The following is a 12,624-nucleotide window of genomic DNA, read 5'->3' as shown; positions in this document are numbered from 1 at the left end:
CAACGGTACGACAAGGTCCAGTTCCGTCTCTTATGCCCGGAGAGCGCATATCCCAGAGGTAAATTCTTGTGCGCTCTGGTCTGGACAAACCCCTCATTGGGACGGCAACTAGAACTGCCGCAACTGATTGGGGGCGAAATGGAACTGGACAGCCTGAGTGACAGGATTTTGAACGGAGACCGGCGCGCGCTGGCCCGTGGTATCACGCTGGTGGAAAGCGGTCGCGCCGATCATCGTGCGCAGGCGACGGAACTGCTGACCAGATTGACCAAAGAGGGCCGCCAGGCCCTGCGGATCGGATTGTCAGGAACGCCCGGCGTCGGCAAGTCCACGTTCATCGAAAGCTTTGGCATGATGCTGACAGGGCAGGGGCTGCGCGTTGCGGTTCTTGCAGTTGATCCCAGTTCGACTCGGTCGGGCGGGTCCATTCTGGGGGACAAGACCCGGATGGAACGCCTGAGCCGCGAGAAAAACGCCTTTATCCGTCCATCACCCAGCCAGTCGCACCTGGGCGGTGTTGCCCGCCGCACACGTGAGGCCATCGCTTTATGTGAGGCCGCTGGGTTCGATGTTGTTTTGATCGAAACGGTTGGTGTCGGGCAATCGGAGACGGTTGTCTCCGAGTTGTCGGATCTGTTTATGCTGTTGCTTGCCCCGGCGGGCGGTGACGAACTGCAGGGCGTCAAGCGCGGTATCATGGAAATGGCCGACATGATCTTGGTCAACAAGGCGGATGGTGACCTGAAATCTGCTGCCACTCGCACCTGCGCCGATTATTCCGGGGCGCTGCGTCTGTTGCGTAAACGCCCCCAGGACCCGGAAGGGTTTCCCAAAGCGATGACTGTCTCAGCGGTCGAGGAACATGGGCTGGCTCAAGCCTGGGAGGAGATGCAGTCCCTCAGTAAATGGCGCCGTGAAAATGGCCACTGGGAGGTCAACCGCGCCACGCAAGCACAATATTGGTTCGAACAAGAGGTTCGGTCTGCCCTTCTGGCACGCCTGGCGACTCCACAAGCGCGCTCGGAAATGGAGCGTCTGGGCTCGCAGGTCAGCACTGGTCAGCTCAGTCCGTCGGTTGCGGCGGAACATATGTTGTCTGCTTTAGTCGCTGGCTAAGGCCTTATTCAAGCCTTTGATCTCATTCTCTTTCTGATTTCGGATCGGTGGGTTATCGCCCATAGGTTGCAAGTTGACCCAAACTTGATGCAAACTCAGGTTAAGGCCGCGCATCTGTCGCCAGGCCGGATATGCGGGAACCGTCAGCTATGCCCGATATTACTGGGACCAACGGCAACGACGATATCGACGTTAACAATGACACGGGGACCCTGAACGGTTCACCGGCTGGAACTCCGATTGATAATATCCGCGGCCGGGGTGGCGACGACGACGTCGACATCAATAACAGCACGATTACCGGGAATGTCATCGGCAATGCCGGCTCCGACACGATCACCGTCACCAGCAGCACCATTGGTGGCAGGATTGCCAGCGGGTCGGATGACGACACTGTCGATATCAGTGGCTCGAGTGTTGGAAACATCCGGCTGGGGAGCGGCAACGATACCCTGAATTTCACCAGCACCAGCGTCAGTGGTGATTTGCGGGGTGGCGGCGGGACCGACACGTTGAACTTACCTGTGGGTACCGTCATCACCGATACCAATTTTGGCGTCATTAACGTCGTAGATGGCGTAGGCTATACCCTGTCCAGCGGGACATTCACCCTACCATCCGGTATCACGGTCACATATTCTGCCTTTGAGAACGGAAGTGGCGTTCCTTGTTTTACCCGTGACACGCACATCCTGACGCAGGACGGCATGAAAGCAATCCAAGCGCTACGGATCGGGGACATGGTCCCGACCATGGGGTGCGACCCTCAGCCTATACGCTGGATCGGTCGTCGACAGTTTGACCGCGCCGCCTTGCTGGTAAATCCCAGGCTCTTGCCGGTACGAATCCTTGCAGGTGCGCTGGGCGAGGGTTTGCCGCATCGCGATCTTCTGGTCTCACGCCAGCACAGGATGCTGGTGCAGTCCAGAATCGCGGAACGCATGTTCGGCACCACCGAAGTTCTGATTCCGGCGATCAAACTGACCTCACTGCCGGGAATCTATATCGATGAGGCCGTGCAATCGGTTGAGTATTTTCACCTGCTATTTGATCGCCATCATGTCATCTTTGCCGAAGATGCCCCAACCGAAAGCCTGTTCACCGGAGTCGAGGCCCTGAAATCCCTCGGATCGGAGGCGCGGCAAGAAATTTTCGAAATCTTTCCGGAACTGATCGAAAATCATGGTGAAAACCCGGCCCGGTTCATACCATGTGGACGCCAACAGTCCCACCTGATCCAGCGACATTTGAAGAACAACAAACCCTTGCTTCAACGCAATGGCGCCTAGGTCTTATAGAGTTTAAGATGGGTGCAAAGATTTCGCACGGCCCGTCTTGACCCTTCCTGTGATTCCCACTAAACGCATCCAACCAGTTTTCGGGCGCGACTTCGGGTTGCGCCCCTTGTGATTTGGCCACGGGTCCTGTACCCAGCCCGCAGATACAAAGGAAGAAACCATGTCGCGCCGTTGCGAACTGACCGGAAAAGGCCCGATGACTGGCAACAATGTCAGCCACGCCAAAAACAGAACTCGTCGTCGTTTTCTGCCCAACCTGAACGACGTAACCCTGCAGTCGGAAACCCTGGGTCGTGGCGTCAAGCTGCGTATCTCGGCCGCTGCCCTGCGTTCAGTTGACCACCGTGGTGGTCTGGATGCGTTCCTGGCCAAAGCCAAGGATGACGAGCTGTCCACCAACGCACTGAAAGTGAAAAAAGAAATCGCCAAGGCTCAAGCTGCGGTCTAAACGTTCTTTTTCATCAAAGATTTCGACCCTGTACCCGAACGGTGCAGGGTCTTTTCTTTTGTCTGATTGAGTTTAGACGATTTCGCCGTCAGAGCGTGATCTTGTTCACATACAGTGTTCTGATGTTTGAATATGTTTGTTCATATTCTATTGGCGGAGTTCGATCTCATGTCTTTCAAATCCTTTGATTCCCTCTCCCTGTTGGCGGCCTTTTTTGGCAAGACGTTTGGGACATGTGTGCGGATGCAGCGTCAGGTGAACAGGTTGCATACTAGCCTGACCAAAGGGTCTGTCAAACGTCCTGGATTGGACAACTGACCTCGTACTGACCAAAATGACCCGAGGGCTTCTGGCGCATTCGATTGTGCTTGAAGCCCTTTTTGTCTCGGGCGTATACCGAAGGCAGGATGAAACACTTTCGGAACAGATTTCTATCATTTGCCCTGTCGCTGCTGGTCATTCTGACCGGTCAAGGGGTGGCTGCGTCGCGTGGCGTTGATACCGCAGTCGGGCAGATGGTGCTGTGTACTGGTGTTGGTCCTGTTGTGATCTATATGGATGCCGAGGGGCAACCGGCAAAGCCCCCGCATTTCTGCCCCGACTATGCGCTGACGTTGCTGGGTGCTATTGCTGTCGTTTCACATGTGCTGCCCGATGCACCAAGTTATGCCGGGCCATTTTTAGAGCGCGGCGACAGGAGCCTAATAGCAGCGCCCGTTCCGTTTCAGCCCGCCCGCGCGCCACCTGCAAGAGCCTGATTAAATTTAACTTTTTCAGACACTTGACATAGGAGAGGCGCAATGTCCCTCACTTCCAAACTTTTGGCAGCCCTGGCTGCGGCCGCATTTGCCACCACTGCAATGGCGCAGGAAACCATCACACTAGAAGATGCCTATGCGCGCTCCGCCGGCAAAACGGCGAAAGCGGGCGCGGCCTTTATGGTGATTCAGAACACGGGCGAGGCGGATGACCGTCTTGTTCGTGCGGAATCGGAGGCGGCTGCACGGGTTGAGCTGCACACGCATCTGATCGATGCCAACGGCGTGGCGCAGATGACCCATGTCGAAGAGGGATTCGTCATCCCAGCCGGTGGTGCGCATGCGCTCAAGCGCGGGGGCGATCACGTGATGTTCATGGGATTGGTTGCTCCGTTTGAACATGGTGCAACTGTGCCTGTAACGCTGGTTTTTGAAAAAGCCGGTGAGGTTGAGATCGACGTGCCGGTTGATCTGGAACGAAAAGACATGGGCGCCCACTCGAACTAAGGTCACGTCATCCTTCAAGCCGCTATGCGGCCGTCATCCACGCGTCAGGCCGGGCTTTGCCCGGCCTGTTTGCCTATCGCTTCAACGGTTAACAACCCGCATCGAAACGCGGTCATGCGCCCGTTTGAAGCGCACTGCCAGAAAGAACATCACGGCGGCGAAAGCCAGAGCGGAAAAGGCAATGGCCCACCCCAGTGCGACCATGCCACTGCCGGGCCAGAACAACAGCACCAACCCAATGATCAGCGCAATGATCCCCGAGTTTCGCACCATCACGGCATCCGGGCTGTTGCTGGGTATCTGCCGCCATGCCAGCAACGAACCGATGCCGACGATCAGCGCCCAAGCACCCAGCAGGAAAAATGTCAGCCGCGCAACACCCTCGGGCCAGATCAGCAGGACAAGTCCGATCAACAGTGCCCCGATGCCGACGCCGCCGATCAATCCGCGCCGTCCAAAGCCTAGTAGGGTCAGGCCGCCATCTAGAACCAAAAGCAGGCCGACCAGTCGCAACAGCAATGAGATACTGCCCGTTGGCCAAAACAGCGCGGCGATCCCCAATGCTCCGGCCAGACATCCGCGCAACAGGAAGGTCCACCACAGATTTGCCAGTTGGTCGCCAAATGTATCGCGGCCCTCCATACTGGAATCGTCCAGGATTTCTTCGCGCGTGTGGTGGGGGTCGGTCATGGGAGCCTCTTATTTCGATTGTCGTATCAATAATTTTGGTGCCGGTCTGGCGGGCTAAGATTCGCGCAGCAGCTTTTGAACCCAGCGTGGCACGGTTTCGGATGCAGGGCCAAGTATCACCTGATCGAAACTCGAGGCGCCGGATGACGGATCTAGGTTCAACTCGACGGTTCGTGCGCCTGACATTGTCGCCTCGTGCACAAATGCTGCGGCGGGGTAGACCTGACCCGAGGTGCCGATTGAAGCGAAGATTGCAGCATTGGCCAGGTGATCGTAGATCAGGTCCATAAAATAGGGCATCTCACCGAACCATACAACATCGGGTCGGGCGGTTGGGCCACCGCAGGCGGGGCAGGGTTCACCCACCGACATCTCGGGCGGGGCGACCCAGCGGTGATCGCAGGTGGTGCATAAGGCCCCAGCGAGGGTGCCGTGCATATGGATCACATTCTCGGATCCTGCGGCTTCGTGGAGGCCGTCGACATTCTGGGTCACGATGATAACCTCGCCGGGCCAGTTGCGTTGCAGATGGGTCAGCGCGGTATGGGCCGGATTGGGTTGCGCCTGTGCAGCCTGCACACGGCGCGCGTTGTAGAACTTTTGCACCACCGCCGGATTGCGGGCAAAGCCTTCGGGCGTGGCGACATCCTCGATCCTGTGCTGCGCCCACAGACCTCCTTCGTCGCGGAATGTGCCCAGCCCGCTTTCGGCGGAAATCCCGGCACCGGTCAGAATGACGATCTTTTCCATTTCCGCCTCACGCGTTACACCCGGTTGTATGACACACCGTATCCTTTTCGTCTGTTTGGGCAATATCTGCCGGTCTCCGGCCGCCGAAGGTGCCTTTCGCGCCCGTGCGCCGCATCATGCCACCGACAGCGCCGGAACCTCTGGCTGGCACATCGGAGACCCGCCTTATGGCCCAATGCAGCAGGCTGCTCATGACCGTAGTATCGACATCAGCGATCTGCGCGCGCGCAAATTCGTGGCCGAAGATTTTGACCACTTTGACCTGATCATCGGAATGGATGCAGAGAACCTTATCAATATCGAAAACTTGCGCCCCCGTGGCAACGAAACTCCGGTTCGCTTGCTGACTGATTTCGCTACTGAGACAGGCGCGGATCATGTGCCCGATCCGTATTACACCCGTGATTTCGAGGGCACGCTGGATTTGATCGAAAAGGCCGTCGCAGGTCTTGACGCACATCTGAGGGCTTAGTTGTAGACGCTCTGATGTCTTCGACATTCAGGTGTAAAATCAATCGACGCCTGCATCGGGGCCAAGCTCACCTGTTTGGTTCTTTCGAAATCACAGTGGATAAGGTGCGTGTCGTCCGGCTTCTGGTGATCGCAATCGCACCCAAAACCAAAGCGCAGGCTACGGCCTGTGGTGTTGTGATTGCTTCGCCAAAGGCAAGAAAGCCTACAGCAAACATTGTCGGCAATTCAATGCTGCCGACGACCGCAGTTTGAGAAGCGCCGATCAACGGCGAGCAGATCGTATAAATGAGCTGTGGCACAAGCGCTGCGACCAGGCCAATTCCGACGATCAAAATCCAGTCGGATTGCCCTTGCGGGAGCAACTTGGCAACATCGGCGTTCAACATCAGCGGCAACAGCCCGAGAACCGATCCCAAGGAAACCGAAGCAATGCGCGCAAGCGGTGCGATGCGGGACAACCTGTGAACCAAGACACATATGCCGAAGCCGAACCCGATTGGGGCTGCTAGCGACATCAGAAGCGTTGGTATGTGCTGTATCGGAACAGATGCGGGCGATCCTGCAATGAGTGCCGCCAAGGTAATGAGGCCCGAGGCGAACAATGCGCGCCTTGTGGGTGTATCGGCGAACAAAGCCCAGGCAATGATCAGCGTGAAAACCGGATAGGTCATATAGAGAACGCCCACAGTCGATGCGGGTAATGTCTCCAGCGCCGTCACATATCCAATCCATCCAAGGCCCATTACCGCGCCTGCCGAAAGCCCCCAAACAATCTCGCGCCAAGCGTTTCGGTGTATAAAAAGAACAGGCAGCAGCAGAATTGCCGTAACGATGTAGCGATAGAACGCGACTGCATAAGGCGCGACGCCTTGCTCGGTCAGCCCTCGGCTAAAAAAGGGAACCAACCCGAAACAAATTGAGGCGAAAAGAACGCCGGCAACCGCAATCGGATAGGGAATAGTTGGTCTCGTCTGTGTTGATATCGTTGCCATTCCAATTTGCTATCACAGGTTTGCGACTGCTGTAGCAGAGATTCGTCGAGCGGTTGCTTCGGTTCGCAAAGCTAACCCTAGTTCGGTTCTGTATGAAGATGGTGGCAGAAACACACGGCGCGTTGGTAATTATGCTTCCAATTTCTGCGGTGCCCTACACTAACTCATCACCTTCAACTGCCCGCCCAGCCACGGCACCTGCGCGACTGCCGGATCAACAATCTGGCTCCGCATCAGCCGTCGGATCATGTCTGCAACCTCTTTGGGTACTTGGTCCGACCAGTCAGAGCGGGTGAACAGCGAAATTGTGCGGGCGAAGTCACCGAACGGGACCGGGTGCGCCTCCATCCCGTCATGAAACCGCGTCGCACGCATATATCCCAGTGGTGTTGTGATCGCCCAGCCAAGCCCCTGTGCGACCATTGCCATCAGCGCCAGGTGCGAGCCGATTTCAAACCGTTCCTCGAACTCCATTTGCTGGCGCGCCAGATGCGCCTCGATCTGGCGACTGATCAGCTGATCTCGGGCGTATCGCAGAAAGGGCAGGTCCTGTATTGAATTCCCCATACCCTTTGGGGTCACCAGAATGAAAGGGTCCTGAACCAGAGGGTATTCAATCACACCCTTCAGGACCTCTCCGGAATGCGCGGATACAGCCATATGCAGCCTCTGCGCCTCCAGCTCGGCGAACAGGTTTAGACTGGGCAACGTGATCAGTTTGAATTTCGACCGGGTCAGGCTGTCGGCCAGCAAAGTCGCCAGCCGCGGGGTCAGATCGTTGTCGAAATCGTCTATCAAACCGATGGAGAGGGTGGTCAGATGCCCCAGATCCATCACGGTCAGTTCGCTTTGGGCCATTTGCAGTTCGGCCAGCACGACCTCGGCCCGCGCCAGAAAGCTGCGGCCGGCTTGCGTTAAACGCATTGGTCGTCGCCCGTGATCGACCAGATCAGTGCCCAATGCCTTTTCCAGATTGCGCAACTGCTGAGAAACCGAAGGCTGGCTGAGCCCCGTGATCTCGGCGGCCTGTGCCACAGATCCTGTCCGCGCCAAAGCCTCGAACACCTCAAGGCCCCGCAGGGTCAGCCCTTTCATTACCATCTGATACACCTTTCGCTGCGCCATTTCTGAGGTGCAGTGCGCATCAGGTCAAGCAGCGTGACCGGCTTAGTTGCAGATTGCCTGCGCCATCTGGCCAAAGTTCTTATACCGATCCCACAGCGCATCATCGCGCGAAGTCTGCGACATCTTCAACTCCTGCGCCTGATGGGGGTCGGTGAACCACTTGGCGACGGTCTTCTGATCGCCCCGCGTCAACGCCTGATCTGCGACGCGCTGAATGCAGCTGCACCGCGCCCGCGTCGCCGCCGACCGGTCCGACGCCAGACACGCCCGTTTGATCTGCGCAGCCTCGCTCGGTGCCGGAGCCATCGCCGTCAGCGATGCCGCGCAGAATGCGATTAAGAGGAACTGTTTCATGCTCTTGCCTCGTTTTTGCCTGCCCGGACGGGTCTGATGCCCCTCTCGGTCTGTGGCGGATTATGAATCAAACGGGGGGAGGGATCAATTGTTTTGACAGGCAAATCAAACGGTGTTGATTTGACGAGGGCACAACTACGCACTGAGGTGCGTCGGAAATGAATAAAAGCAGCTTATTCAAGGAGCAATTTTGTGGTTTCGATCAAAACGTTTTTCTTCTCGATCGCAGTCTGTTTGTCTCCGATAGCAGCTTTGTCAGATTCTGGTTCTCTGCAAGGCGAAGACGTGCCGGAATTCAACGAGGCGGTTCAAGCATGGTTGGATGGCGATGATTTGGTCGCATTGCAAAATCTGGCTGGACAGGCGCAACAAGGCAATACTGCGGCGCAAATCTTGCTGGCGAGTATAGCAAGCGGCAGCAAATACCACTCTCATGTTACTACAGATATGGAGCGCAAGGAGCGCATTGCTTTGTTGCGCAAACCCGGCGGTCTGTCTGGTAAATCTTGGCTGACCGAAGCACAGAACTCAGAGGCCTTAGCCCTGGCGCTTCTTCAAGCGTCCAAGATAGGAGAGAAGGCTCCGGCAATTGCAACGCTCATAGAGTTGGGCGAGCCGCAGACAGCAATAATTGCTGCGCAATCTATGCTGTTAAATGGTGAGGCTGAAGAACTTGTTTCTGTCTTGCAGGGTCTGGATGACAAACTTCCCGAAGAGGCTGATGTATTATTGGCATGGGCGCTTTTTCAAGCTTCACAAGGCTCAGACAGCCCATATGCAGGATCGGCTCGTGTTCCTAGAATTTTGACTGGTAATGAGCATTTCCGACTGTCTGAGTTTGCTTGGGGCCATCTCTCGCCACGCGCACTGGTCGAAGATGGCGAAGCGCGTGAAGCGGCAATTAAACACAGCGGCAATATCCGAGCTTGGACGCCGGTTCGAAATTTCTGTGAAGATCAATGCCCGGACTCTATTTCGGAATGTACTGCAACCGGCGGAAGTTACCTTACGACGCCATTGTCACCGCGCAGCCCGTTGGAAAGTGTAATTTCGAACGAAGTTTATTGGGCCAGTAAGCGTGTCACCGGCGATCTTGCTAGGTCCACTTGGGAAATCATCGTGGAGGCTGACAGTGATGCCAAGGTTCCCGACGCATGTTTCAAACGAAGTATGAAAGAACTGCAGCTAGTCGAAGGTCATGGGTAGGAGCGTTAGGTAAGATTTAGCAGGCCCAAGATGGAGCATACTGATGTATTTGCGCCTTAGCTGTTCTCTGTTTCAAATTTGATCGCCGCTGTTGTTTCAGCAGCCATTGACCAAACCTTAAAATCTATACATATCCCCAATCCATGACAGACCTCGCTCATATCCGCAATTTCTCCATCGTCGCGCATATCGACCATGGCAAATCCACCCTTGCTGACCGGCTCATCCAAGAGACCGGTACGGTCAAGGATCGTGACATGAAGGAACAGCTGCTCGACAGCATGGATATCGAGCGCGAGCGCGGCATCACCATCAAGGCCAACACGGTCCGCATCGACTATACCGCTGACAATGGCGAGCAATACGTGCTGAACCTGATCGACACCCCCGGCCACGTGGACTTTGCCTATGAGGTCAGCCGGTCGATGCGCGCGGTCGAAGGCTCTCTGCTGGTTGTGGACTCGACCCAGGGGGTCGAGGCGCAGACGCTGGCGAACGTGTATCAAGCCATCGACGCTGACCACGACATCGTGCCGGTGCTGAACAAGATCGACCTGCCTGCGTCCGATTGTGACCGCGTGGCCGAACAGATCGAGGATGTGATCGGCATCGACGCGTCCGAGGCGATTCAGGTCAGCGCCAAGACCGGGCAGGGCATCCATGAGACGTTGGAGGCCATTGTCACCCATCTGCCGGCCCCCAAGGGTAATCTGGATGCACCGCTCAAGGCGATGCTGGTCGATAGCTGGTACGACGCCTATCTCGGCGTCATCGTTCTGGTCCGCATCATGGACGGCACCCTGAAAAAGGGCATGCGCGTCAAGTTCATGTCGAACAACACCCTGCACCATGTCGACCGCGTCGGCGTCTTCCGGCCTGAGATGGAGATGGTCGACAGCCTCGGTCCCGGCGAAATCGGCTTTCTCACCGCCTCGATCAAACAGGTCCGTGACACCCGCGTCGGTGACACGATCACCAATGACCGCAATGGCGCAGAAATCGCGCTGGACGGCTTTAAACCCGCGCAGCCGGTGGTGTTCTGTGGCCTCTTCCCCGTCGACAGTTCCGAATTCGAAGACCTGCGCGATGCGATTGACAAACTGGCGCTGAACGACGCCAGCTTCAGCTTTGAAATGGAAACCTCGGCCGCTTTGGGCTTTGGCTTCCGCTGCGGTTTCCTTGGCCTGTTGCACCTTGAGGTCATTCGCGACCGGATCGAGCGCGAATATGATATCGAGCTGATCACCACCGCGCCCTCGGTGATCTATCACGTCTTCATGAAAGACGGCGAGATGATCGAACTGCACAATCCCGCCGACATGCCCGACCCGTCAAAGGTCGACCATATCGAGGAACCACGCATCAAGGCGACCATCCTTGTGCCGGATGAATTCCTGGGCGACGTGCTGAAACTGTGTCAGGACCGCCGCGGCATCCAGATGGACCTGACCTATGCGGGCAGCCGCGCCATGGTCGTCTATGACCTGCCACTGAATGAGGTCGTCTTTGACTTCTACGACCGCCTGAAATCGGTGACCAAGGGCTATGCCTCGTTTGACTATCAGATGACCGGCTATACCGAGGACGCGCTGGTCAAGATGTCGGTGCTGGTGAATGACGAGCCGGTCGATGCGCTGTCGACCATGGTTCACCGTGACCGGGCCGAGATGCGGGGCCGGGCGATGTGCGAAAAGCTCAAGGACCTGATCCCGCGCCACATGTTCAAAATCCCGATCCAGGCCGCCATCGGAGGCAAGGTCATCGCCCGCGAGACCCTCTCGGCCCTGCGCAAGGACGTGACCGCGAAGTGCTACGGAGGCGACGCCACGCGGAAACGCAAACTGCTGGACAAGCAGAAGGCGGGTAAGAAAAAGATGCGTCAGTTCGGGAAGGTCGATATCCCGCAGGAGGCGTTTATCAGCGCCTTAAAAATGGACAGCTAATAGCTGTCCGTTTCAATTACATGGAAGTGGGTTTTTGTTTCTGCTCATTAACAGCCGCTAAAATCCCGCTTGCCTGATCGACAAGCTCTTGATCAGTTTCTCCATCGCGAACAAAGCGGCGCAGTTCTTGAAGGAGTTTTTCTTCTAGTTCTTCAATCAAAAAGTAGGTTGCACTTGCGCCATATTTTTCAATGAATCCCTTTTGATGTGGCAGGGCTCTAGAAACGGCTTCCATGAGCTGATGATTTTTTAGGATTTTGGTGTCCATCCCACTTTTCCAAGCCAGCATAGTTACAACTGCGTGCATGCAGATCGAGCGAAAAGCAGAGTAGTAAGCCCAAGCCAAAGGGGACACAAAGGGTCTGGATAGCTCTGCTTTTCTAGCTATCTGGCGTTCTGTTTGGTTCTTCTGCTCCTGTGCGTTTTCAATAAATCTGTCTAACCCAGTTGTGGAAGAGACAAATTCCACTGTCTCAGTATGGTCGCCGGACGCGATCAACTCGTTGATTTTGTCGACATCTAGGGTTTGCATAACCTGCACAAGAAAACTATGCCGTTTGTCTGAGATCAGTGCGTCCCACAACGCGTCCGCAGATTGTATTTGCTTTTCCAAGAGAGCATCATGACGCCTTAGTTTTCCGGAGATGACGAACTGTCTGAGATCGCTGACTTTTGCCTGCTCCGCGCTGAGTTTGGCCTCAAACTCTGAGAGCCTCTTTTGGGTTCGCTCACTGATCTTTTCTCCTATCCAACGCGATAGTACCCCGCGGAGTAGAAAGCCTACGAAACCAACTATTGCAGCTGCGGAAAGTGCGTTAATTGATGCTGCCGTTATACTGGCGACTATGTTGCTTGTCATTGGCGGGAAACTCATTTGAACTTTGAATGCCCTAAATTCCAATATGCGGGCGCTCAGGGCAAGTGGGATTGCGGGCAACTAGGTAATAATCGATATTTCAGTAT

The 12,624-nt window shown here is 55.9% G+C and carries 14 protein-coding genes; 8 read left to right on the top strand and 6 right to left on the bottom strand.

Annotated elements, in window-relative coordinates; translation table 11 throughout:
* The first annotated feature begins 138 nt into the window (after positions 1 to 138).
* From meaB to AC2FHX_RS19020, 5 genes are all read left to right on the top strand, one after another.
* Entirely contained in the window at positions 139 to 1,116 is a 978-nt protein-coding gene (gene meaB / locus AC2FHX_RS19040; protein ID WP_142638208.1) for a methylmalonyl Co-A mutase-associated GTPase MeaB, read from the top strand.
* A 149-nt stretch (positions 1,117 to 1,265) separates the two neighbouring features.
* A complete protein-coding gene (locus AC2FHX_RS19035; RefSeq protein WP_142638084.1) occupies positions 1,266 to 2,405 on the top strand; it encodes a Hint domain-containing protein in 1,140 nt (379 codons plus the stop codon).
* 169 nt (positions 2,406 to 2,574) lie between these two features.
* Entirely contained in the window at positions 2,575 to 2,862 is a 288-nt protein-coding gene (gene rpmB / locus AC2FHX_RS19030) for a 50S ribosomal protein L28 (protein WP_142638086.1), read from the top strand.
* 407 nt (positions 2,863 to 3,269) lie between these two features.
* Positions 3,270 to 3,620, top strand: a complete 351-nt coding sequence (locus AC2FHX_RS19025) for a hypothetical protein (protein ID WP_142638088.1) — start codon at positions 3,270 to 3,272, stop codon at positions 3,618 to 3,620.
* A 42-nt stretch (positions 3,621 to 3,662) separates the two neighbouring features.
* Positions 3,663 to 4,127: a copper chaperone PCu(A)C gene (locus tag AC2FHX_RS19020; protein ID WP_496703371.1), complete on the top strand. Its 465-nt coding sequence runs from the start codon at positions 3,663 to 3,665 to the stop codon at positions 4,125 to 4,127.
* A gap of 81 nt (positions 4,128 to 4,208) precedes the next feature.
* On the opposite strand, the gene AC2FHX_RS19015 is transcribed toward AC2FHX_RS19020, so the two are convergent.
* Both AC2FHX_RS19015 and AC2FHX_RS19010 read right to left on the bottom strand, forming a co-directional pair.
* Complete coding sequence (locus tag AC2FHX_RS19015) at positions 4,209 to 4,817, bottom strand: HdeD family acid-resistance protein (protein WP_496703373.1); 609 nt, start codon at positions 4,815 to 4,817, stop codon at positions 4,209 to 4,211.
* Between the two features lie 54 nt (positions 4,818 to 4,871).
* Positions 4,872 to 5,567: an NAD-dependent deacylase gene (locus AC2FHX_RS19010; RefSeq protein WP_496703375.1), complete on the bottom strand. Its 696-nt coding sequence runs from the start codon at positions 5,565 to 5,567 to the stop codon at positions 4,872 to 4,874.
* Positions 5,568 to 5,595: 28 nt separating this feature from the next.
* On the opposite strand from AC2FHX_RS19010, the gene AC2FHX_RS19005 reads away from it, so the two are divergent.
* Positions 5,596 to 6,039: a low molecular weight protein-tyrosine-phosphatase gene (locus AC2FHX_RS19005; RefSeq protein ID WP_496692854.1), complete on the top strand. Its 444-nt coding sequence runs from the start codon at positions 5,596 to 5,598 to the stop codon at positions 6,037 to 6,039.
* 67 nt (positions 6,040 to 6,106) lie between these two features.
* Here AC2FHX_RS19005 and AC2FHX_RS19000 read toward each other — a convergent pair whose 3' ends face one another.
* The 3 genes from AC2FHX_RS19000 to AC2FHX_RS18990 form a co-directional block, all read right to left on the bottom strand.
* On the bottom strand, positions 6,107 to 7,033 hold the full coding sequence (locus tag AC2FHX_RS19000; RefSeq protein WP_496703377.1) for a DMT family transporter: 927 nt from the start codon (positions 7,031 to 7,033) through the stop codon (positions 6,107 to 6,109).
* A 159-nt stretch (positions 7,034 to 7,192) separates the two neighbouring features.
* Positions 7,193 to 8,134, bottom strand: coding sequence for a LysR family transcriptional regulator (locus AC2FHX_RS18995; protein WP_282022114.1), 942 nt, complete (start codon positions 8,132 to 8,134; stop codon positions 7,193 to 7,195).
* Positions 8,135 to 8,200: 66 nt separating this feature from the next.
* Positions 8,201 to 8,512, bottom strand: coding sequence for a hypothetical protein (locus AC2FHX_RS18990; RefSeq protein ID WP_142638101.1), 312 nt, complete (start codon positions 8,510 to 8,512; stop codon positions 8,201 to 8,203).
* Positions 8,513 to 8,704: 192 nt separating this feature from the next.
* Here AC2FHX_RS18990 and AC2FHX_RS18985 point away from each other — a divergent pair, with 192 nt between their 5' ends.
* Together AC2FHX_RS18985 and lepA are read left to right on the top strand one after the other, a co-directional pair.
* On the top strand, positions 8,705 to 9,718 hold the full coding sequence (locus tag AC2FHX_RS18985; protein WP_496703379.1) for a hypothetical protein: 1,014 nt from the start codon (positions 8,705 to 8,707) through the stop codon (positions 9,716 to 9,718).
* A 143-nt stretch (positions 9,719 to 9,861) separates the two neighbouring features.
* Entirely contained in the window at positions 9,862 to 11,661 is a 1,800-nt protein-coding gene (gene lepA, locus AC2FHX_RS18980) for a translation elongation factor 4 (RefSeq protein WP_142638105.1), read from the top strand.
* Positions 11,662 to 11,677: 16 nt separating this feature from the next.
* Here lepA and AC2FHX_RS18975 read toward each other — a convergent pair whose 3' ends face one another.
* Complete coding sequence (locus AC2FHX_RS18975; protein ID WP_496703381.1) at positions 11,678 to 12,520, bottom strand: hypothetical protein; 843 nt, start codon at positions 12,518 to 12,520, stop codon at positions 11,678 to 11,680.
* Positions 12,521 to 12,624: the final 104 nt, after the last annotated feature.

It is taken from the genome of Ruegeria sp. CDSC042, from assembly GCF_059610745.1.
The sequence above is the reverse complement of the archived record's forward strand: the minus strand, read 5'-3'. Positions and strand labels throughout refer to the sequence as shown.